The organism is Streptomyces sp. NPDC031554 (genome assembly GCF_055580685.1).
This window is the reverse complement of sequence record NZ_JBVIKX010000003.1, coordinates 60,171-81,820: the sequence shown is the minus strand read 5'-3', so window position 1 is coordinate 81,820 and position 21,650 is coordinate 60,171. Positions and strand designations below refer to the sequence as shown.

Sequence of the window (21,650 nt, the reverse complement as noted above, 5' to 3'; positions counted from 1 at the left end):
TCCCTCCCCGGGGTCCGGCCGACCTCTCCCCGGGGTCCGCCGGTTCCCCCGGCCGGTCGCGGGCGGCCTAGTCTGGACGCCATGTCAGCGATCCGTCTCCTCGTGCTGGGCTCGGTGCGCCAGCACGGGCGGGCCCACGGCTACCAGGTGCGCAACGACCTGGAGTACTGGGGCGCCCACGAGTGGTCCACCGCCAAGCCGGGCTCGATCTACCACGCCCTGAAGCAGATGGCGAAGCAGGGACTGCTGCACGCGCACGAGATCGCCCCGTCCACCGTCGGCGGCCCGCCCCGCACCGAGTACGAGATGACCGAGCGGGGCACCGAGGAGTACTTCCGGCTGGTGCGCGAGTCGCTGACCGCCTACGACCAGAAGACGGACGTCAAGTCGGCCGCCATCGGCTTCATGGTGGACCTGCCGCGCGCCGAGGCGGTGGCGCTGCTGAAGGAGCGGATCCGGCGCATCGAGGAGTGGCGCTCGGCCGTCACCGAGCACTACGTGCCCGAACAGGGCCCGGAGCAGCTCGGGCACATCGGCGAGATCATGAACTTCTGGATCCACACGGCGGACGCCGAGGCGCGGTGGACCCTGGGCCTGATCGCGCGGATCGAGGGCGGGGCGTACACGTTCTCCGGTGAGGGCGAGCCGTTCTTCGGCGTCCTCGCGGACGGCGAAGGGAACCCGTACGCGACGGGGGAGCGGCACCCCGGGGACAGTCTCTGATCAAGTTTGACGAGTGTGACCGGGTGCGTTACGTTGACGTGGTAGTCAAGCTTGACTAGCGAGAGATTGCGGGGGCTCGTCACATGACCGACGCGGCGATCGTCGTCGAGGACGTACGCAAGAGGTACGGCGACCGGCAGGCACTGGACGGGCTCGGCCTCGCCGTGGCCCGCGGCACGGTCCACGGAGTGCTCGGCCCCAACGGCGCCGGCAAGACGACGCTGGTCAGGATCCTGTCCACGCTGCTGCGGCCCGACTCGGGCCGGGTCGAGGTGGCCGGGTACGACGTGGTGCGCCGGGCCCGCGAGGTCCGCCTGCGCATCGGCCTGCTCGGCCAGCACGCGGCACTGGACGAGGGGCTGGGCGGCCGTCAGAACCTGGAACTCTTCGGCCGCCTCCACCACCTGGGAGCCCGCCGCGCGCGGACGCGCGCGGACGAACTGCTGGAGCGCTTCGAGCTCGGAGACACCGGCCGCAAGCCGGTGCGCGCCTACAGCGGCGGCATGCGGCGCCGCCTGGATCTCGCCGCCTCCCTGATCACCGAACCGGAGGTGCTGTTCCTGGACGAACCGACCACCGGCCTCGACCCGCGCGGCCGCGCCGAGGTGTGGTCCGCGGTCCGTTCCCTGGTCGACGGCGGCACGACGGTCGTGCTCACCACCCAGTACCTGGAGGAGGCCGACCAGCTCGCCGACCGCATCTCGGTCGTGGACCGGGGCCGGGTCGTCGCCGACGGCACCGCGGACGAACTGAAGGCGCTCACCGGCGGCGACCGCATCGACGTCGTCCTGCGGGACGCGGGCCTGCTGGGCGCGGCGCTCGCCCTGCTGCCCATGGCCGCGGAGGAGATCACCGTCGATCCCGACCGCAGGCTGCTCAGCGCCCCGGTCACCGACCGCATGGCCGCCCTCTCCGCCGTCGTCCGCGCCCTGGAGGAGGCCGGCCTCCAGGCCGAGGACGTGGTCCTGCGCCGCCCCACGCTGGACGAGGTGTTCCTGCACCTGACCGGGCAGGACGACCGTACGAAGGAGGCCGTGTGAGCACGTACGCGCTGACCGATTCCTGGACCATGACCCGGCGCGAACTCGCCCACTGGGCACGGCAGCCGGGCCGGCTGGCCGTCGGGTTCGTCTTCCCGGTGATGCTGCTGCTGATGTTCTCCTATCTGGTCGGCGGCGGCCGCGAGGTCGACGGCGACTACCTCGACTACCTGATGCCCGGCATGCTCGCGCTCACCATGGCCTTCGGCCTGGAGAGCACGATGCTCGCCGTCACCCAGGACCTCGACAAGGGCGTCATCGACCGCTTCCGCTCGATGCCGATGGCCGACGGAGCGGTCCTGGTCGGCCGCGCGGCCGCCGACATGCTGCAGTCGGCGCTGGGCCTCGTGGTGCTGCTCGGTGTCGGGTACGCGCTCGGCTGGCGCGCCCAGGGCGGTGCCGGTGCCTTCCTGGGCGCCGTGGGACTCCTCCTGCTGTTCCGCTTCGCGATGCTGTGGATCGGCATCCTGCTGGCACTGGTGGCCGGGAAGCCGGAGATGGTCCAGGCCGTGCAGATCCTCGTCTGGCCGGTCGGTTTCCTCTCCAACGCCATCGCCACCCCCGCGTCCATGCCCGGCTGGCTCGGCACGGTCGTCGAGTGGAACCCGATGTCCAGGACGGCGACCGCCGTGCGCGACCTGTTCGGCCCGGCGGGGTCGACCGACGACCTCTGGCCGGCCGTCGTCTGGCCACTGGTGCTGCTCGCCGTCTTCTTCCCGTCGGCCGTGCGCAGGTTCGGGGGCATGAACCGCTGACTCAGTGGTGGAAGCCGGTGGCCGCCCCCTTGTCCCGGGTCTGCGGGTGCGGCTGCCGGCGCAGCTCCGGGAGCAGCCGTGTCAGGTCGTCGACGAACAGGTCGGCCAGGTCCGACGAGAAACCGTTGCGGCACACGATCCGCACGACGGACAGATCCTCGCGGTTCGGCGGGAAGGTGTACGCCGGCACCAGCCAGCCGTGCTCGCGCAGCCGCCGGGAGACGTCGAAGACGTCGTACGACTCGACGCCCGGGGCCGTGGTGAAGGCGAAGACGGGCAGCTGGTCGCCCCGGGTCAGCAGCCGGAAGTCGCCGAGCGCCTCCACCCGGTCGGCCAGCTCCCGGGCGACGTCCCGCGTGGACCGCTGCACGGCCCGGTAACCCGAGCGGCCCAGCCGCAGGAACGTGTAGTACTGCGCGACGACCTGGGCGCCGGGCCGCGAGAAGTTCAGCGCGAAGGTCGGCATGTCGCCGCCCAGGTAGTTGACGCGGAAGACCAGTTCCTCGGGCAGGGCGTCCTTGTCGCGCCACAGGGCCCAGCCGACACCGGGGTAGACCAGACCGTACTTGTGCCCGGAGGTGTTGATCGACGCCACGCGCGCCAGACGGAAGTCCCACACGAGGTCCTCGTCCAGGAAGGGTGCGATCATCGCGCCGGACGCCCCGTCGACGTGCATCGGCACGTCCACGCCGGTCCGCTCCTGGAGGGCGTCCAGGGCCGCGCACAGCTCGGCGATCGGCTCGTAGGACCCGTCGAAGGTGGAGCCGAGGATGCCGACGACCCCGATGGTGTTCTCGTCGCACAGGTCGGCGGCGGCCTGCGGGTCCAGGTGGAAGCGCTCGCCCTCCATGGGCACCAGGCGGGCCTCCACCTCCCAGAAGGTGCAGAACTTCTCCCAGCAGACCTGGACGTTGACCCCCATGACCAGGTTCGGCCGGGCGGTCGGGTCGGTGGTGCGTCTGCTCCACCGCCGCTTGAGGGCCATCCCGGCGAGCATGCACGCCTCGCTCGACCCGGTCGTCGAGCAGCCCACGGCCGCCGACGGGTCGGGCGCGTTCCACAGGTCGGCGAGCATGGCCACGCAGCGGCGCTCCAGCTCCGCGGTGCGCGGGTACTCGTCCTTGTCGATCATGTTCTTGTCGCGGCACTCCGCCATCAGCACCCCGGCCTGCGGCTCCATCCACGTGGTGACGAAGGTGGCCAGGTTCAGCCGCGAGTTGCCGTCCAGCATCAGCTCGTCGTGCACCAGCTGGTACGCCGTGGAGGGCGGCGTCGGGTCGTCCGGCAGCCGGTGCTGGGGCGGCGCCTCGGTCATGCCGCCGACCGGATTCGCCTCGCCGTAGAAGGGGTTCACGGACAGGGAGCGCTCGTCGGACTTGGCGGGGCCTTTGTGCAGGGCCATGGAATTCTCCTTCGGTGCTCGGTGCTCGGTGCTCGGTGCTCGGTGCTCGGTGCTCGGTGCTCGGGGTCAGCGACTGGTGGGCCGCGGTCGGGGGCGGGGGCGAGAGTGCGGGGGCGGCACCGACGCCGGTGCCTTCCCCGCTCGTTCATCGGATCGAAGGGCCTGATCGGTTCACCGGATCGCCGTCCCGTCCTCCCGCAGCCGCATCTGCGGCCTGCCGGTCACCAGCAGCCAGGCCGGCAGCGAGGCGATGCACAGCAGCGCGATGACCGAGGGGGAGGAGACCAGGACGGCGGCGACGAACAGGCTCACCCAGCCCTGCCGGGTGAGGGCGAGGAGCACCCCCAGCACACCCGTCGCGACTCCCACCGCGGGGTGCACGGCGGACACGAGGGCGTGAGCGGTCAGTCCGAGGGCGGAGCCCACGAACACCGCGGGGAAGATCCGTCCGCCGCGGAAGCCGCAGGACGTGGCGACGAGCAGCGCGGCCAGCTTCACCACCGTCATCGTGGCGAACTCCCCGGCCGTCCAGCCTTCGGGGTCGTGGGCCAGGTCACCGACCTCGTCCAGCCCCTTGAAGAGCGTCAGGTGTCCGCCCAGGGCCGCCAGCAGCCCCAGCACGACCCCGCCGGCCGGCAGCGCCAGCATGGGGTGCCGCAGCCGCGCGAACACGGCGTGGACGTACGGGAAGGCGCGCACGGCGGCCATGCCGAGCAGCGCGCCCACCGAGGCGATCACCATCGCCGACAGCAGGTCGCCCCAGTCGGGCTGCCCGAACGGCGGCAGTCCGAGGTCGAAGCTCGGCCGGGCCAGGAGGGTCGTCGTCATCGAGCCGGCCGCGGCCGCGACGAGCGGCGCGAAGACGTTGTCCCACAGCGCCCCCTCGGTCTGCCGTCCGGCCAGCGCCTCGGAGATCAGCAGCGCCGCCGCGACCGGGGTGCCGAACAGCGCCCCGATCGTCCCGGCCTCCGCCAGCACCGGCCACACCCGGCCCGGCGCCCGCGGCAGCAGCCGGCTGCCCAGCCAGTACGCCAGCCCCACGTTCACCGCGATGATCGGGTTCTCCGGGCCGAGGCTCGGGCCGCCCGCCAGCATCAGCATGGTGGCCAGCAGCAGCCCCGGCAGCACCACGGGCGGCAGCACGGGGGCCTCCAGGCCGGTGGTCGTCGGATCGGGACCCGCGTGCCCCGGCACCTTCCACACCACCAGGCCGACCGCGACACCGGTGGCCGTCAGGACGACGAGCATCCACAGCACCGAGTAGCGGCCCACCCCCAGGGCGTCCGGCAGGCTCTCCCACAGCACGTCCTGCAACTGCCCGGCCAGCCCGCTCACCAGCAGCAGGAGCAGGCTCGCCAGCACACCGACGACCAGGGCGGGCGGGATCGAGGGCAGCAACGCCCGCGCGGATCTCACCGGAGGGGGAGGCGCCTGCCGCGCGGTGTCCTGAGCCACGGGCTCACGATATGCGGACAAAAGGGGCGCCGCCCGGGGGAGGTGGCCGCCGGGGGAAGGACACCGCCGGCAGGAACCGGAAGGAACCGGCAGAAAAGGCGGACGGGCTTGCACCTCACGTCGCGTGAGGGCCCACCGTGGGGGGCGAACCCAGAAGGGAGCGGGGAAAAGTGAGCTACTCCGTAGGGCAGGTCGCCGGCTTCGCCGGGGTGACGGTGCGCGCCCTGCACCACTACGACGGCATCGGCCTGCTCCTCCCGAGTGAGCGCAGCCCCGCGGGCCACCGGCGCTACAGCGACGCCGACCTCGACCGGCTGCAGCGGATCCTGTTCTACCGGGAGCTCGGTTTCCCGCTCGACGAGGTCGCCGCCCTGCTCGACGATCCGGAGGCGGACCCGCGCGCGCACCTGCGCCGCCGGCTCGACCTGCTGACCGCCCGCATCGAGCAGCTGCAGAAGATGGCCGCGGCCGTGGAACACGCCATGGAGGCACGTGAGATGGGCATCGACCTGACCCCCGAGGAACGCTTCGAGGTCTTCGGGGACAAGGACCCCGAACAGTACGCCGAGGAGGCCGAGCGACGCTGGGGCGGCACCGGGGCGTACGCGGAGTCGCAGCGCCGGGCCGCCCGCTGGACCAAGGACGACTGGCGGCGCATGCAGGCGGAGGCGGCGGACTGGAGCGGCCGCTACGACGCGCTCATGGCGGCCGGTGAGCCGCCCACCGGCGAGCGGGCCATGGACATGGCCGAGGAACACCGGCGGCACATCGACCGCTGGTTCTACGAGTGCTCCTACGAGTTCCACCGCTCCCTGGGCGGGATGTACGTCGCCGACGAGCGGTTCAAGGCCTTCTACGACTCCGTCCGTCCGGGCCTCGCCGCACACCTGGAGGAGGCGATCACCGCCAACGCGGCCCGGCACACGCCCGCGTAGGTCCCGGCCCGGGGTCACTCCCGGGCCACGATCACCGCCGTCCCGTACGCGCACACCTCGGTGCCCACGTCGGCCGCCTCCGTGACGTCGAAGCGGAACGCGAGCACGGCGTTGGCGCCACGCGCGCGTGCCTGCTCCACGAGCCGGTCCATGGCCTGGTTGCGGGTCTCCACGAGCGTTTTGGTGAGGCCCTTCAGCTCGCCGCCGATCACCGACTTCAGTCCGGCCCCGATCTGGCTCCCGAGGTGCCGCGAGCGCACCGTCAGCCCGAAGACCTCACCGATGACCTGCTCGACCCGGTGCCCGGGTACGTCGTTGGTGGTGACGACCAGTACGTCCGGCCGGGGCCCCTGGCCGCCGCCGTAATCCTCGATGCCCATGCTCACAGGTTTGCGCGGGCGGGCTCACAGTGCATCCTGGGGACCCCCGTGGAACCTGGGGACCCCCGTGGAACCTGGGGCGTACACATGACGTTGATAGCTTTGTGCGGCCGTAGAAGGACGCTGAACTCCCTCACCCCCGTCAGGAGCCCGGAACCGTGACGACCCTTGCCCTCGGACCGAGCTGGCTGGACCCCGACTACCTGCTGGACAGCTTCGGCATCTGGGGGCTGCTGCTCATCGTCTTCGCGGAGTCGGGCCTGCTCATCGGCTTCTTCCTGCCGGGTGACTCGCTGCTGTTCACGGCCGGTCTGCTGATCACGTCGAACCAGCTGGACTTCCCGCTGTGGGGGGCGATCGCCCTGATCTGCGTCGCCGCGATCCTGGGCGACCAGGCGGGCTACATGTTCGGCAAGAAGGTGGGCCCGTCCCTGTTCACCCGCCCGGACTCCCGCCTCTTCAAGCAGGAGAACGTCACCAAGGCGCACGAGTTCTTCGAGAAGTACGGCCCCAAGTCGCTGGTCCTGGCCCGCTTCGTGCCCATCGTGCGCACGTTCACGCCGATCATCGCCGGCGTCAGCGGCATGCGGTACCGCTCCTTCCTGATCTTCAACGTCCTCGGCGGCGTCCTGTGGGGTGCGGGCGTGACCCTGCTCGGTTCCTGGCTGGGCAACATCGACTTCGTCAAGAAGAACATCGAGCCGATCCTGCTCCTGATCGTCCTCCTCTCGGTGGTCCCGATCATCATCGAGTTCCTCCGGGCGCGCTCCCAGTCCAAGAAGAACCCCCCGCAGGCCGAGCCCTCCGCCCAGTCGGCCCCGGCCCCGGCCCAGGCCCAGGCCCCGGTCATGGACGACGCCACCACCCGACTCCGCCGCATCGAGGACCACGACCCGTACGGCGACCAGGGCGGCGACCAGGGCGGGAACCATTACCAGGCCGGGAACCAGTACCAGGGCGGCGAGCAGAACCGGCACCAGTACCAGGACGAGTACCAGCCCGACCACTACGGCCAGCAGTACCCGCAGCAGTACCCCCAGCAGCAGTACCCGCAGCAACAGCAGTACCCCCAGCAGGACTGGCAGTCCCAGCCCCAGCAGCAGAACGGCCAGTACCCGCACAACCAGGGCTACTGAGGCCCGGCCGCGGTCGCGGGGATTCCGAGGCCGGGTCCGGCGTCAGAACCCCCGTGTCCGCTTGGCGGCCCGCCGCTTCTCCGCGGACCCGATCCGCAGGAACAACCGCGAGATCTCCGACCCCAGGTTCACACCGATGGCGATGGCCATCGCCAACGCGGCCGCCTTGGTCAGGGAGACCAGCCCCGCGTCCACCTCGTTCTGCGCGATGGCCAGCAGCCCGAAGTACGTGGCCGAACCGGGCAGCAGGGGCCCGATCGCCGCGGTCGTGTAGGGCAGTGCCGAGGCGAACCGGTAGCGCGACAGCAGCTGCCCGAACAGCCCGACCACCCCCGCCGCGACGGCGGTGGAGGCCACCGGCGAGATGTCGCCGGCGTAGTGCATCGCGCCGTACACCGACCAGGCGACGCCCCCGTTCAGCGTCACGGCCAGCACGGTGGACCGTTCCTGCTGGAGCAGGACCGCGAAGGTCAGCGACAGCAGCATCGACGCGCCGATCTGCAACAGCGGCCGCTTGGTGATGCCCAGGTAGGCGTCGGGGTTGAGATGGGCGCCCAGCTGCACGCCGAGGTAGAGCATGACCAGCACGCCGACGACGATGCCGACGAAGAAGTACATGACCTCCAGCAGACGGGCGGCGGCGGTGATGTAGAAGCCCGTCAGACCGTCCTGGACGCCCGCCACCAGCGCCCGCCCGGGCAGCAGAGCGAACAGCCCGCCGGTGATGACGGCGGACGCCTTCACGTCGACGTGCCCGAGCGTCAGCGCGATGCCGATCGCGGCGGGCGGCATCGCGGCCACCAGGAACTGGTAGAACTCCGGCAGCCCGCGCCCGGCGCACAGCCACGCCAGCCGGTCGCCGAGCATCGCGCCGACCGCCGCCGCCACGAACACGATCAGATCGCCGCCGACGAGCACCGAGGCGGCGCCCGCCAGCAGCCCGCTCGCCGAGGTCAGCACCCAGGTCGGATACGGGTGCCGGTTGCGCCGCATCTCGGCGAGCCGCCGGTACGCCTCCTCCAGGGAGATGTGCGTCTCGGGGTCGCTGAGGTCGTCGACGAGGTGGAAGACGGCCGCCAGCCGGGTGTAGTCGGTGCCCCGGCGCCGCACGGTCCGTGAGGCCGTCACGGGGTCCTCGACCAGGGAGGGCTGGTAGGAGATCGACAGCAGGGTGAAGGTGACGTTCGGTTCGCAGCGGTCGAGCCCGTAGGAGCGGCAGACCGCGAACATCGCGGCCTCCACGTCCTCGGCGCCCTCCCCGCCCGCCAGCAGCAGCTCCCCGATGCGCAGCGTCAGGTCGAGCACGCGCGGGACGGCCGGGCCGCCCTCCTCCGCCTTGGGCGGCGGTTCCGGCGCGGGACGCTCGGCCACCGGCATGCGCAGCATCGTCCGCATCCGGTCCTGCCAGGGCACGTCCTTGGTCAGACTGACCACGGGAAAGCCCTCGGCAGGGGTGAAGGCGGGCGGGGCATGCCCCGAGCTGTACGTCCTCGGCGGACTGAACGCCGACCCCTCGGACTCGCCGCCGGCCGGCGGCACGACGCCCAGGCCCGCCGGAACGGCGAACTCCGACGTCGTCTCCGACTCGCCCCCGCCCCTGGGGACGGCCAGCCCCCGCGGGAGGGCGAACTCGGAGGTGATCTCCGGATCGAACGTGCCCTTCGCCTCGTCCGACTGCGGCTTGCGGTCCTCCGCCTCCGTCACTGGGCAACGCTCCCTGAACGACACATTCCGTAGACCTCAGTATGCGCACCGACGTACGTGCCTCGACGTACGTGCCGCGACGTACGCGTACCGACATGTGCGTACCGACGGGTGCCCACTGACGTATGCCCAGGGAAGCGGGCTTGCCGACATGCGCGCCCGACATGCCGGAGGGCCGCACGCGTGCGTGCGGCCCTCCACGGCCCCTCGAGGCCGAGCGGCTCAGTGACCGCCCTGGTCCTTGAAGCGCTTGTACGACCGCTCGATCTCGGCCTCGGCGTCGGTGCGGCCCACCCAGTCGGCGCCCTCGACGGACTTGCCGGGCTCCAGGTCCTTGTAGACCTCGAAGAAGTGCTGGATCTCCAGGCGGTCGAACTCCGACACGTGGTGGATGTCCCGCAGGTGCTCCACGCGCGGGTCGGTCGAGGGGACGCACAGCAGCTTGTCGTCGCCGCCGGCCTCGTCGGTCATGCGGAACATGCCGATCGCGCGGCAGCGGATGAGGCAACCCGGGAAGGTCGGCTCGTCCAGGATGACCAGCGCGTCCAGCGGGTCGCCGTCCTCGCCGAGGGTGTTCTCGACGAAGCCGTAGTCGGTCGGGTAGGCGGTCGAGGTGAAGAGTCGACGGTCCAGGCGGATCCGACCGGTCTCGTGGTCCACCTCGTACTTGTTCCGCGAACCCTTCGGGATCTCGATCGTGACGTCGAACTCCACCGGTGACTCCTCCATGATCAGCACATAGTTCTGGTGATTAAGTGTCCCTCACGCAGGTGTGTGATCGCGAAAGGGGCTGGTGATCGTGCCCGAGCTGAGGCCTTGGCGGGCCGCGAGACCGCATGTGGTGCGGGCCGCGGACGCCGTACGACCGCGTCTGGCGCGGGTCGCAGGGGCCGTACGGCCACGTCTCGCGCGCGTGACCGCGGTCGCCGGGCCGCGGGTCGCACGGCTCGGACGGGCGGCGAAACCGCAGCTCACGCGGATGACGAGGCCGGGGCCCGGCCGGACCTGGCAGTACGCCGCGGGGGCGACGACCGCCGGACTGGCCCTGGCCGTCGGCGTGGCCGCCGCCGCCGGTCCCTGGGACTCCTCCGGTCAGCGTACGGCCGAGCGGGACCGGGCCGCCGCACTGGCGCGAGCGGGTGGCGCAGATCACGGCCGCGGAACCGGAGCGTCCGGCACCGAGGCCGGGGCGCCGCGGCCCGCGCCCAGCGCCGCGTCCGTCCTGACCGGCCTCGGCGGCGCGACGACCGAGGTGAAGTCGGCCCCCGGCTCGGCCGCCCTCACCCGCGTCCTCGGCCCGCTCCTCGCCGACCCGGCCCTCGGCACCCGTCGTACGGCCGCCGTCGTCGACGTGACCACCGGTGAGCGGCTCTACGGCAGCGGGGCCGACGAGGCGCTGACCCCGGCCTCCACCACGAAGATCGCCACCGCGGTCGCCGCGCTCGCCGCACTCGGCGCCGACCACCGCCTCACCACCCGCACCGCCCTGGAGCCCGGCACCGAGGAGGTCGTCCTCGTCGGCGGCGGCGACCCCACCCTCACCACCCGTGAGAACCCCGAGGGAGGGGCCGACCTGCGCACCCTGGCCGCCTCCACGGCCACGGCCCTGAAGAAACGTGGCATCACCCGGGCGACGCTGTCGTACGACACCACCCTGTACGCCGGCACCGAAGTTCACCCGATCGGAGTCAACCCGAACCTGGCCCGGGTCACCGCCCTGATCGCCGACGAGGGACGCACGGACGGCTCGACGAGAGGCCCGGCGACCCGCGTGCCCGACCCGGCGGCGGACGCGACGAGGAAATTCGCGGACTTCCTGGAGGCGTACGGGATCAAGACGTCCGCGCCCGGCCCGTCGAAGGCCTCCGCGCGCGCGGAAGCGCTGGCCACGGTCGTCTCGCCCCCGCTCGCCTCCCTCGTCGAGCGGATGCTGACCAACAGCGACAACGACATCGCCGAGGCCCTGGCCCGCCAGACCGCCCTCGCGACCGGCGTGCGCGCCGACTTCGCCGGCGGAGGCCAGGCGATCCGCGCCCAGCTGGGACGGCTCGGGCTGCCGCTGGACGGCGTCGACTTCAGGGACGGCAGCGGCCTGGACCGCGACGACCGCCTGACCGCGAACCTCCTGACCGCGCTCCTCGCCAAGGCCGGCGACCCCGCCCGCCCCGGCCTCCGCCCCGTTCTCACCGGCCTGCCCGTCGCCGGCTTCACCGGCACCCTCAGCACCCGCTACACGGACGGCGCGGCCGGTCTCGTCCGCGCCAAGACCGGCACCCTGACCGGGGTCAACACCCTCGCCGGCACGGTCGTCGACCGCGACGGCCACCTGCTGGCCTTCGCCGTCCTCACCGCGAACACCACCGACCCGGCCTCGGCGCAGGCGGCCCTGGACCGAGCCGCCACGGCGCTGGCGGCCTGCGGCTGCGGCTGAGGCCGGACCCGCCCGGCGTCCGGCCGCGCACCCCCCCACCCCGCCCCCGAGCGAGGGCCACGCCGACCCGGACGCCGCCCCCACCCCGACCCCGAGGCATCCCCCACTCCCGCCCTACGCCCTGCCCGCGGCGCCACCCCTCACGTACGGTTGACGCATGACGAGCATCGGTGGTGCCTCTTCCGGGATGGTCGACTGGAACCTCGCGGTCGCGACCGCGACCCGCCTCGTACGGCCCGGCCCGGAGGTCAGCCGCGACGAGGCCCGCGCCGTCGTCGCGGAACTGCGTCGGCACGCCAAGGTCTCGGAAGGGCACGTCCGGGGCTTCACCCGGCTGGGCACCGAGGAGACGCACGACACGCCGGTCCTGGTCGTCGACCGTCCCGGCTGGATCCGGGCCAACGTGGCCGGCTTCCGGGAGATCCTCAAGCCCCTCCTCGACAAGATGGAGGGGCGCCGCAGCGGCAGCGCGGTCTTCGGCGCTGTCGGCGGCAAGGTCACCGGCGTCGAACTCGGCATGCTGCTGTCGTTCCTGTCCTCCCGCGTCCTCGGCCAGTACGAGACCTTCGCCCCCGCCACCCGTGAACTGCCCGCGGGCGCCGACGGCGGTGGCCGGCTGCTCCTCGTCGCGCCCAACATCGTGCACGTCGAACGCGAACTCGACGTGAGCCCTCACGACTTCCGCCTCTGGGTGTGCCTGCACGAGGAGACGCACCGCACGCAGTTCTCCGCGGTGCCCTGGCTCCGCGACCACCTGGAGGGCGAGATCCAGTCGTTCCTGGCGGAGACGGACGTCGACCCCATGACGTTCCTGGAGCGGATCAGGGACGCGGCCCAGTCCCTCGTCGGCGGGCGTCCCGAGGGGGAGGAGGACGACGGCGGCCGCTCCCTGGTCGAACTGGTCCAGAGCCCCGCCCAGCGGGAGGTCCTCGCCCGGCTCACCGCCGTGATGTCCCTCCTGGAGGGCCACGCCGACTTCGTGATGGACGGGGTGGGCCCGGACGTCGTGCCGACCGTCGCCGAGATCCGCGAGAAGTTCCAGCAGCGCCGCGCCAAGGGCGCCTCACGGCTGGACATGGCGCTGCGCAAGCTGCTCGGCCTGGACGCCAAGCTCCGGCAGTACAAGGACGGCGAGCGTTTCGTGCGGGCCGTCGTCGACCAGGTCGGCATGGACGGCTTCAACCGGGTGTGGACCTCCCCCAACACCCTCCCCACCAAGGCCGAGATCGCCCGTCCGGCGGACTGGGTCGCCCGGGTGCACCGCAAGCCGGAGTCCTGAACCGCTGAGCCGGCGAGGACGGCGGCGGACGGGAACCGAAAACCGGCCGACGGCAGGAGAACGCCTCCGCAATCACCCGTCCGAGGGACCGTGAGTCCCCATCAGGCGTGCAATGCTCGGAGAACGGCCCGGTTCTGTCACCATCTACACACTCTGCGTGACCGACCTCGGGCTCATCACCCGAAAATTTCATGAAGGGAACCGGACATGGGTCCCCATCCTGCGGTCGCGGCGATACGCCTGGCGGTCCGCCGCGTCCTCCACGACATCCTCACCGACCACCACAGCACCGTCCCCCCCGGCACTCCTGACACCCTTCCGCACGAGCGCCCGCCCTCGCCGCTCGTGCTGGTGGCCTGCTCCGGCGGCGCCGACTCCATGGCGCTCGCCTCGGCCCTCGCCTTCGAGGCTCCCCGGCTCGGCGTCCGCGCCGGTGGCGTCACCGTCGACCACGGCCTCCAGCCGGGCTCCGACCTGCGCGCCGACGAGGTCGTCCTGCGCCTGCGCGAACTGGGTCTCGACCCGGTGGAGTCCGCCGCCGTCACCGTCGGCCGCGAGGGCGGCCCCGAGGCCGCCGCCCGGGACGCCCGCTACGCCGCCCTCGACGCCGCCGCCGACCGCCACGGCGCCGCCGCGGTCCTGCTCGGCCACACCCGCGACGACCAGGCCGAGACCGTCCTGCTCGGCCTCGCCCGCGGCTCGGGCATCCGCTCCCTCTCCGGGATGGCCGCGGTCTCGGGGACCGGCGGCCGTTACCGCCGGCCCTTCCTCCAGCTCGACCGGCAGACCGCCCGCAAGGCCTGCATGGCCCAGTCCCTCCCCGTCTGGGACGACCCGCACAACGCCGACCCGGCCTACACCCGCTCCCGGCTCCGCCACGAGGGTCTGCCCGCCCTGGAGAAGGCCCTGGGCAAGGGCGTCGTCGAGGCGCTCGCCCGTACGGCCCAGCTCTCCCGTGACGACGCCGACGCCCTCGACGCCTGGGCCGGCCAGGCCGAGGCCACCGTCCGGGACAACGCCGGTCTGCTGGAGTGCGCCAAGCTCTACGCCCTGCCGCCCGCCGTCCGCCGCCGCATCCTGCGCCGTGCCGCCATTGAGGCGGGTGCCCCGGCCGGTTCCCTCTTCGCCCGGCACATCGAGGAGATCGACCGGCTGATCACCGGCTGGCGCGGCCAGGGGGCCATCAATCTCCCCGGCAAAGTCGTCGCCCAGCGGCAGGGTGGCAGACTGGTGATTCGGCAAGGCTGAATCGTGACCCTCCGCCCGGAGGGGCGGTGGCCGGTGGGACGACCGAAAGTGATGCGGGTGGACGCGAAAGACATGGGTGCCGACCTCAAGACGGTGCTCATCACCAAGGAAGAGATCGACGCCAAGCTGGCGGAGCTGGCTGCGAAGATCGACACGGAGTACGCGGGCAAGGACCTGCTCATCGTCGGTGTCCTCAAGGGCGCGGTGATGGTCATGGCCGACCTCGCGCGGGCGCTGTCCACCCCCGTCACGATGGACTGGATGGCGGTGTCCTCCTACGGGGCGGGCACCCAGTCCTCCGGTGTGGTGCGGATCCTCAAGGACCTCGACACCGACATCAAGGGCAAGCACGTCCTGATCGTCGAGGACATCATCGACTCCGGACTGACCCTGTCCTGGCTGCTGTCCAACCTCGGCTCGCGCGAGCCCGCCTCCCTCAAGGTGTGCACGCTGCTGCGCAAGCCGGAGGCGGCCAAGGTCGCGATCGACGTGGAGTGGGTCGGATTCGACATCCCCAACGAGTTCGTCGTGGGGTACGGGCTCGACTACGCCGAGAAGTACCGCAACCTGCCGTTCGTCGGTACGCTCGCGCCCCACGTCTACGGCGGCTGAGCCACTGGAGCGTCCTGTGTAGGACGATCGGGAACCCCAGCGGGTTCCGCGCCGTTGGAGCATGCAGACGGGTTCGCCAGACTTCCCCGTGCGGCTTCGCGCGACAATGCTGGGGTACCGTCAGAAGAACTGTCTTATCAAACTCACTATGGCAGGAGGGACGGGGCGGCACCGCTCCGTATGGATGGACGTGAAGCGATACTTCCGTGGGCCGGTCATGTGGATCGTGCTGGCCGTCCTTGCCGTGGTCGTGTTGATGCAGGTCGTCGGCTCGTCCGGCGGTCACAAGACGGTGGACACCGGCCAGGTCATTGCAGCGATCAACGACAACAAGGTCGAGTCGGCCAAGCTCACCACCGGTGACGAGCAGACCATCAAGGTCACGCTCAAGGACGGTACAAAGGTCGAGGGCAGCTCGAAGATCCAGGCGAGCTACATCGGCGACCAGGGCGTGACCATCGCCAATACGCTGCAGACCAAGTACCAGGACAAGCAGATCCCGGACGGTTACACGGTCTCTCCGACGAAGCAGAACGCCTTCGTCGGGATTCTGCTGTCCCTGCTCCCCTTCGTCCTCATCGTCGTGGTCTTCCTGTTCCTGATGAATCAGATGCAGGGCGGCGGCTCCCGCGTCATGAACTTCGGCAAGTCCAAGGCGAAGCTCATCACCAAGGACACGCCGAAGACGACGTTCGCGGACGTCGCCGGCTCGGACGAGGCCGTCGAGGAGCTCCACGAGATCAAGGAGTTCCTCCAGGAACCGGCGAAGTTCCAGGCCGTCGGCGCCAAGATCCCCAAGGGCGTGCTCCTGTACGGGCCTCCCGGCACCGGCAAGACCCTGCTCGCGCGCGCCGTCGCCGGCGAGGCGGGCGTTCCCTTCTACTCGATCTCCGGTTCCGACTTCGTCGAGATGTTCGTCGGTGTCGGTGCCTCCCGAGTGCGCGACCTCTTCGAGCAGGCCAAGGCGAACGCCCCGGCGATCGTCTTCGTCGACGAGATCGACGCGGTCGGCCGTCACCGTGGCGCCGGCCTCGGCGGCGGTCACGACGAGCGCGAGCAGACGCTGAACCAGCTGCTCGTCGAGATGGACGGCTTCGACGTGAAGGGCGGCGTGATCCTCATCGCCGCCACGAACCGGCCGGACATCCTCGACCCGGCGCTGCTGCGCCCCGGCCGCTTCGACCGCCAGATCGCGGTCGACCGCCCGGACATGCAGGGCCGTCTGGAGATCCTCAAGGTCCACCAGAAGGGCAAGCCGGTCGCGTCCGACGTCGACCTGTCCGCCGTCGCCCGCCGCACCCCCGGCTTCACGGGTGCCGATCTCTCCAACGTGCTGAACGAGGCCGCGCTGCTCACGGCCCGCTCGGACAAGAAGCTGATCGACAACCAGATGCTGGACGAGGCGATCGACCGTGTGGTCGCGGGCCCGCAGAAGCGGACCCGGATCATGTCGGACAAGGAGAAGAAGATCACCGCGTACCACGAGGGCGGTCACGCCCTGGTCGCGGCGGCCTCTCCCAACTCCGACCCGGTGCACAAGATCACCATCCTGTCCCGCGGCCGCGCCCTGGGCTACACGATGGTGCTCCCGGACGAGGACAAGTACTCGACCACCCGTAACGAGATGCTCGACCAGCTCGCCTACATGCTGGGCGGTCGCGCCGCCGAGGAACTGGTCTTCCACGACCCGACCACCGGTGCCGCGAACGACATCGAGAAGGCCACGGCCACGGCCCGCGCGATGGTCACCCAGTACGGCATGACCGAGCGTCTCGGCGCCATCAAGTTCGGCGGCGACAACACCGAGCCGTTCCTCGGCCGTGAGATGGCCCACCAGCGCGACTACTCGGAAGAGGTCGCCGCGCTGGTCGACGAAGAGGTCAAGAAGCTCATCGAGAACGCGCACAACGAGGCCTGGGAGATCCTGGTCGAGAACCGCGACGTCCTCGACAACCTGGTGCTGCGGCTGCTGGAGAAGGAGACGCTGAACAAGGAGGAGATCGCCGAGATCTTCTCCGCCATCGTCAAGCGCCCGGCACGTCCCGCGTGGACCGGTTCCTCGCGGCGCACGCCGTCCACCCGTCCGCCGGTGCTCTCCCCCCGGGAGCTGGCACTGACCAACGGGGCCAACGGCGCGGCCCCCGCGATCAGCACCGCCAAGTCCTCGGTGGTGGACCCCGCCCCGGTGGCCGAGCCGGCCCCCGAGGAGCGTCCCGAGAGCTGACGCTCTGGCCCCCGGTGCTCCCACCAGGGCCGGAATGCATGCCGCGTCCCCCAGGTTCTAGCCTGGGGGACGCGGCATTTCGGCTGTGACCGCACGATCACGCGTCCACCACATGCGACCCGTACAGGAACGAGGCACCAGGATGACCGACCCCGTGACGCTGGACGGCGAGGGGCCCGTCGGCGAGTTCGACGAGAAGCGGGCCGAGAACGCCGTACGCGAACTGCTCATCGCGGTCGGCGAGAACCCCGACCGGGAGGGGCTGCGGGAGACGCCCGGGCGGGTGGCCCGCGCCTACCGGGAGATCTTCGCGGGCCTGTGGCAGCAGCCCGAGGACGTGCTGACGACGACGTTCGACCTGGGGCACGACGAGATGGTGCTCGTGAAGGACATCGAGGTCTACAGCACCTGCGAGCATCATCTGGTGCCGTTCCGCGGTGTCGCTCACGTCGGGTACATCCCGGCCACCAGCGGGAAGATCACCGGCCTGTCGAAGCTGGCCCGCCTGGTGGACGTCTACGCCCGGCGCCCCCAGGTGCAGGAACGTCTCACCACGCAGATCGCGGACTCCCTGATGGACATCCTGGAGCCGCGCGGAGTCATCGTCGTCGTGGAGTGCGAACACATGTGCATGTCCATGCGCGGGATCCGCAAGCCCGGTGCCAAGACCCTCACGTCGGCGGTGCGCGGACAGCTGCGGGACGCGGCGACCCGCAACGAGGCGATGAGCCTGATCATGGCGCGCTGAGACGGCTCACGAGGGCCGCTGAGACGGCTCACGGCGCCGCCGAGGCGAGCTGTGACGGCCGGGAGGACGGGGAGGACCGGGACGGAACGAGGGGCGGGGTGGGGCGGTCGGCGGTGCTTCCCCGCCCGCCGCCACTCCGCCGGGGCCGTTCCTCACGCCGCCGGGGCCGCTCCCGAGTTGTCGTCGTCGTCCTCGGGGAGCTTGCAGACGCGCTCCAGGAAGAGGGCCGCCGCTATGACGCCGGCACCGGCCAGGACCGAGAACCCGGCGTAGATCGCCTGGTCGCGGCGGGCGGGGATGTCGAGTGACTCCAGCAGGAAGACGCCCACACCGCCGTACATTCCGGCGACGAGGGCGGCGACCAGCGCGCTGGCCTGGCCGAAGACGACCGCGCGGGCCGCCATCAGGGGGTCGACGCCCTTGGCCTCGGGGCGGCGCTCGCGCTGCGCCTTGAGGCGGGAGCGGATCGAGAGCGCCGTGGCCAGCAGCACCACCGCGATCACGGCGAGGACGACGGGGGCGGCCAGCGGAACGCTCGGCAGGGTCCCCACCGAGTTCCAGAGGCGGGCGCCCGCCCACGACAGAACGCCGGCGACGACGAAGACGCCGGCCAGCATCCTGATGCGCAGCTCTCTCACGGTGTCCCTTCGATTCCCCCGGGTTCCACGGCCGGTGGCCGTGGACGGTCGTCGTCCTGACCTTAACGACTACTCGGGCAGCCGGAGTTCCAGGTCCTCCCGGGCGGCCACTCCCTCGCGGGTGACGGTGTCGAGCAGCTCGGCGACCGCGCCGCGCCCGGGCACCTGGGCGCCGGGCTCCACGTCGTGCCACGGGGCGAGCACGAAGGCGCGTTCGTGGGCGCGCGGGTGAGGCAGGGTCAGCGACGGGTCGTCGGAGACGACGTCGGCGTACGCGACGATGTCCACGTCCAGGGTGCGGGCGCCCCAGCGCTCGTCCCGCACGCGGTGGAAGGCCTCCTCGACCGCCTGCGCCCGCTCCAGGAGCGACGACGGGGGCAGGGTGGTCTTCAGGACGACGATCGCGTTGAAGTACGAGGGCTGGCTGCCCGGCTCCACGCCCCACGGCTCGGTCTCGTACACCGGGGAGACCGCCTTGACGCGCACGCCGGGGGTGTCCTCCAGGGCGTCGACGGCGCCCTGGAGGTTCTCCAGACGGTTGCCGAGGTTGGAGCCGATGGAGATCACGGCCCGCTGGGGGTTGTGGAGGGTGGTGTCGGCGGCGTCGACCTGTTCGACGACGGAGGCGGGCACCGGCTGTACGGTCGGGTCGCTCTGACCCCCGGCGAAGAACGCGGTCATGCTCGGCTCCGGGTGATGGTGACGGTCACGTCGTCGAAGGGGACCGTGATCGGCGCGTCCGGCTTGTGGACGCAGACCTCGACCTCCTGGACCTCTTCGTGCTTCAGGCAGGTTTGGGCGATGCGCTCGGCGAGCGTCTCGATGAGATCGACCGGATCGCCCTGGACGACGGCCACGACCTCCTCCGCCACGATGCCGTAGTGCACGGTCTTCGTCAGGTCGTCGTCGGCCGCGGCCGGTCGGGTGTCCAGGCCCAGGACGAGGTCCACGATGAAGGTCTGGCCCTCCTCGCGCTCCCGGGGGAACACTCCGTGGTACCCGCGGGCCTTGAGGCCGCGCAGCGCGACACGATCCACGCGAATCACTCCTGCAGTCGTCGGGAACGGCCGGTCCCTGCCGTGTGCGGACGGCACACCGGCCCCGGACGAATCTACCCGCGGGCGTCGGCCGGGCCGGGCCACGGGGGCGCCGGCCGGGTCGGGTCGGGGAGGATTCACCGGGTGTTCCCCTCAGGGGAACCCGGTGGCCCACGGGCCGGTGGCGGTCCTCACCGCGGCCCTCGTGATCCCCGCCACGTCCCGGCCCCGGTGGCCCACCCGGAGCCCGTGCCGTCCGCTCGGGAGCCGTCCGTTCGCTCAGGAGCCGTCCACTCGCTCGCGAGCCGTCCGCTCAGGAGGGGGTCTCCTCGTCCGGGTCCGTGTCGTCCTCGGCGTTCTCGGTGTTCTCGGCCATGACCGGGGACGCGTGGTGCGACCAGAGCTTCCAGCCGTCGGGGGTGCGGCGGAACACGTTCGTGGCGACCACCAGCTGGCCCACGAGGGGCCCCAGCTCCTCGCCGGCCTCCGGGGCGGGACCGCCGCTGAGGATGTTCTCGGTGCAGGTCACCAGGGCCGTGTCGCCGGTGACGGACACGTGCACGTCGGTGAGGAAGAACTGGATGTAGTCGGTGTTCGCCATGATCAGCGCGTACGACCGCAGCACCTCGCCGCGCCCGGTGAGCACCGGCCATCCCGGATGCACGCAGGAGACCACGCCCACGTCCGCCGGGTCGTGGTACTCCTCGTCGACTCCCAGGTCGGAGGGGGTGAGCCAGATCGAGGACACCTCCTCGAAGTCACCGCGCTCGAGCGCCTCGTAGAAGGCGGTGTTGGCGGCCTCGACCTGTTCGACGTCCGTGTGGGGGGCGCTCACCGGGCTCCTTCCGCGCCGTGCGGGGGGTGGGGGGTGTGCGAGGTGCGCGTGTCCTGCGGGGCGGGCATGTCGTACGTCCCGGGCGCCCCGGCCGGCCGGCCGGCGCCGGGCGCGTGACTTTCCTCGCGCGCTCCTTCCACGGCGCGCGCGACGCGTACCGCGTCCGCCGTCGCGCGCACCTCGTGCACGCGCACCGCCCACGCGCCGGCCTGCGCCGCGAGCGCGGAGACGGCGGCCGTGGCGGCGTCCCGCTCGCGCGCGGGCGGGGGCGCGCCCTCCGGCCCCGCCAGCACCCGGCCGAGGAACCGCTTGCGGGAGGCGGCGACGAGCAGGGGGTGACCCAGGCCGTGCAGCCGGTCGAGACGGGCGAGGAGGGAGAGGTCGTGGCCGGCCTCCTTGGAGAAGCCGAGTCCCGGGTCGACGACCACCCGGTCGGGGGCGATGCCGCCCGCGAGGACGGCGTCCACGCGCTCGCGCAGTTCCTCGACGACTTCGCGCACGACGTCGTCGTAGACGCCCTTGACGTTGCCGCCCTCGAGGAAGCCGCGCCAGTGCATGACGACGAAGGGGGCGCCGGCGTCGGCGACGACCGGGATCATCTCGGGGTCGGCGAGGCCGCCGCTGACGTCGTTGACGAGGGCCGCGCCCGCGGCGAGGGCCCCGGCGGCGACGGAGGCGCGCATGGTGTCGACGGAGACGACGACGCCCTCGGAGGCGAGGCCGCGGACGACGGGGACGACACGCCGGAGTTCCTCGGCCTCGTCGACGCGGGTGGCACCCGGACGAGTGGACTCGCCGCCCACGTCCACCAGGTCGGCCCCCTCGGCCACCAGCGCGAGTCCGTGTTTGACGGCGGACGTCGTGTCGAACCAGCGGCCGCCGTCCGAGAAGGAGTCGGGGGTCACGTTCACGACCCCCATGACCGCGCAGCGGTCCCAGTCCGGAAGGCCGGCGACGCGCCCTCGTCCGCTCTGCTTGCTCATATGTTCAGCGTAGGCCCAGCGGGGGACCGCACTGCCGGGCGGCCCGGGCGGCGGCTCCGGGGCCGGGGGGTGGAGCCGCCGCCCG

Annotated in this window: 21 protein-coding genes; 11 read left to right on the top strand and 10 right to left on the bottom strand. The window is 71.8% G+C overall.

Annotated features, from left to right (window positions below; genetic code table 11):
- The first annotated feature begins 81 nt into the window (after window positions 1–81).
- From ACZ5FU_RS09050 to ACZ5FU_RS09040, 3 genes are all read left to right on the top strand, one after another.
- Window positions 82–723, top strand: a complete 642-nt coding sequence (locus ACZ5FU_RS09050; protein ID WP_451528324.1) for a PadR family transcriptional regulator — start codon at window positions 82–84, stop codon at window positions 721–723.
- An 83-nt stretch (window positions 724–806) separates the two neighbouring features.
- On the top strand, window positions 807–1,763 hold the full coding sequence (locus ACZ5FU_RS09045) for an ATP-binding cassette domain-containing protein (protein WP_451528325.1): 957 nt from the start codon (window positions 807–809) through the stop codon (window positions 1,761–1,763).
- Window positions 1,760–2,518, top strand: a complete 759-nt coding sequence (locus ACZ5FU_RS09040; RefSeq protein WP_468642609.1) for an ABC transporter permease — start codon at window positions 1,760–1,762, stop codon at window positions 2,516–2,518. The genes ACZ5FU_RS09045 and ACZ5FU_RS09040 overlap by 4 nt, the downstream gene beginning before the upstream one ends.
- Before the next feature lies 1 nt (window position 2,519).
- Here the strand turns inward: ACZ5FU_RS09040 and ACZ5FU_RS09035 are convergent, their stop codons facing one another.
- Together ACZ5FU_RS09035 and ACZ5FU_RS09030 are read right to left on the bottom strand one after the other, a co-directional pair.
- Complete coding sequence (locus tag ACZ5FU_RS09035) at window positions 2,520–3,920, bottom strand: glutamate decarboxylase (RefSeq protein ID WP_469045123.1); 1,401 nt, start codon at window positions 3,918–3,920, stop codon at window positions 2,520–2,522.
- Between the two features lie 171 nt (window positions 3,921–4,091).
- Entirely contained in the window at window positions 4,092–5,375 is a 1,284-nt protein-coding gene (locus ACZ5FU_RS09030; RefSeq protein ID WP_468642613.1) for an ion channel protein, read from the bottom strand.
- Between the two features lie 170 nt (window positions 5,376–5,545).
- On the opposite strand from ACZ5FU_RS09030, the gene ACZ5FU_RS09025 reads away from it, so the two are divergent.
- A complete protein-coding gene (locus ACZ5FU_RS09025; RefSeq protein WP_451780271.1) occupies window positions 5,546–6,310 on the top strand; it encodes a MerR family transcriptional regulator in 765 nt (254 codons plus the stop codon).
- A 14-nt stretch (window positions 6,311–6,324) separates the two neighbouring features.
- Here ACZ5FU_RS09025 and ACZ5FU_RS09020 read toward each other — a convergent pair whose 3' ends face one another.
- Window positions 6,325–6,690, bottom strand: a complete 366-nt coding sequence (locus tag ACZ5FU_RS09020) for a YbjQ family protein (RefSeq protein ID WP_451528330.1) — start codon at window positions 6,688–6,690, stop codon at window positions 6,325–6,327.
- A gap of 158 nt (window positions 6,691–6,848) precedes the next feature.
- Here ACZ5FU_RS09020 and ACZ5FU_RS09015 point away from each other — a divergent pair, with 158 nt between their 5' ends.
- Window positions 6,849–7,826, top strand: a complete 978-nt coding sequence (locus tag ACZ5FU_RS09015) for a DedA family protein (protein WP_469045122.1) — start codon at window positions 6,849–6,851, stop codon at window positions 7,824–7,826.
- Between the two features lie 42 nt (window positions 7,827–7,868).
- Here ACZ5FU_RS09015 and ACZ5FU_RS09010 read toward each other — a convergent pair whose 3' ends face one another.
- Entirely contained in the window at window positions 7,869–9,530 is a 1,662-nt protein-coding gene (locus ACZ5FU_RS09010; RefSeq protein ID WP_469045121.1) for a threonine/serine exporter family protein, read from the bottom strand.
- Window positions 9,531–9,752: 222 nt separating this feature from the next.
- On the bottom strand, window positions 9,753–10,244 hold the full coding sequence (locus tag ACZ5FU_RS09005; RefSeq protein ID WP_007452023.1) for an inorganic diphosphatase: 492 nt from the start codon (window positions 10,242–10,244) through the stop codon (window positions 9,753–9,755).
- Between the two features lie 79 nt (window positions 10,245–10,323).
- On the opposite strand from ACZ5FU_RS09005, the gene dacB reads away from it, so the two are divergent.
- The 6 genes from dacB to folE all read left to right on the top strand — a co-directional run bounded on the left by dacB (window position 10,324) and on the right by folE (window position 18,072).
- On the top strand, window positions 10,324–11,961 hold the full coding sequence (dacB, locus tag ACZ5FU_RS09000) for a D-alanyl-D-alanine carboxypeptidase/D-alanyl-D-alanine endopeptidase (protein WP_469045120.1): 1,638 nt from the start codon (window positions 10,324–10,326) through the stop codon (window positions 11,959–11,961).
- 157 nt (window positions 11,962–12,118) lie between these two features.
- A complete protein-coding gene (locus ACZ5FU_RS08995; protein WP_451528334.1) occupies window positions 12,119–13,240 on the top strand; it encodes a zinc-dependent metalloprotease in 1,122 nt (373 codons plus the stop codon).
- A gap of 207 nt (window positions 13,241–13,447) precedes the next feature.
- Entirely contained in the window at window positions 13,448–14,488 is a 1,041-nt protein-coding gene (tilS, locus tag ACZ5FU_RS08990; protein ID WP_451528335.1) for a tRNA lysidine(34) synthetase TilS, read from the top strand.
- A gap of 51 nt (window positions 14,489–14,539) precedes the next feature.
- Window positions 14,540–15,100 carry a hypoxanthine phosphoribosyltransferase gene (gene hpt, locus ACZ5FU_RS08985; protein ID WP_363092831.1) on the top strand — a complete coding sequence of 187 codons (561 nt, stop codon included), beginning with the start codon at window positions 14,540–14,542 and terminating at the stop codon, window positions 15,098–15,100.
- Window positions 15,101–15,284: 184 nt separating this feature from the next.
- The gene (gene ftsH, locus ACZ5FU_RS08980) at window positions 15,285–17,324 is read left to right on the top strand and encodes an ATP-dependent zinc metalloprotease FtsH (RefSeq protein ID WP_451528336.1); all 2,040 of its coding nucleotides are present in this window, start codon (window positions 15,285–15,287) and stop codon (window positions 17,322–17,324) included.
- Between the two features lie 142 nt (window positions 17,325–17,466).
- On the top strand, window positions 17,467–18,072 hold the full coding sequence (folE, locus tag ACZ5FU_RS08975) for a GTP cyclohydrolase I FolE (RefSeq protein ID WP_363092829.1): 606 nt from the start codon (window positions 17,467–17,469) through the stop codon (window positions 18,070–18,072).
- A 152-nt stretch (window positions 18,073–18,224) separates the two neighbouring features.
- Here the strand turns inward: folE and ACZ5FU_RS08970 are convergent, their stop codons facing one another.
- The 5 genes from ACZ5FU_RS08970 to folP all read right to left on the bottom strand — a co-directional run bounded on the left by ACZ5FU_RS08970 (window position 18,225) and on the right by folP (window position 21,565).
- Entirely contained in the window at window positions 18,225–18,710 is a 486-nt protein-coding gene (locus tag ACZ5FU_RS08970; RefSeq protein WP_451528337.1) for a DUF3180 domain-containing protein, read from the bottom strand.
- 69 nt (window positions 18,711–18,779) lie between these two features.
- Window positions 18,780–19,391 carry a 2-amino-4-hydroxy-6-hydroxymethyldihydropteridine diphosphokinase gene (folK, locus tag ACZ5FU_RS08965; RefSeq protein ID WP_451780275.1) on the bottom strand — a complete coding sequence of 204 codons (612 nt, stop codon included), beginning with the start codon at window positions 19,389–19,391 and terminating at the stop codon, window positions 18,780–18,782.
- Window positions 19,388–19,747 carry a dihydroneopterin aldolase gene (gene folB / locus ACZ5FU_RS08960; RefSeq protein ID WP_451528339.1) on the bottom strand — a complete coding sequence of 120 codons (360 nt, stop codon included), beginning with the start codon at window positions 19,745–19,747 and terminating at the stop codon, window positions 19,388–19,390. The genes folK and folB overlap by 4 nt, the downstream gene beginning before the upstream one ends.
- A 313-nt stretch (window positions 19,748–20,060) precedes the next feature.
- Complete coding sequence (locus ACZ5FU_RS08955) at window positions 20,061–20,582, bottom strand: nuclear transport factor 2 family protein (protein WP_451528340.1); 522 nt, start codon at window positions 20,580–20,582, stop codon at window positions 20,061–20,063.
- Window positions 20,579–21,565, bottom strand: a complete 987-nt coding sequence (gene folP, locus ACZ5FU_RS08950; RefSeq protein WP_451528341.1) for a dihydropteroate synthase — start codon at window positions 21,563–21,565, stop codon at window positions 20,579–20,581. The genes ACZ5FU_RS08955 and folP overlap by 4 nt, the downstream gene beginning before the upstream one ends.
- Between the last annotated feature and the right edge of the window lie 85 nt (window positions 21,566–21,650).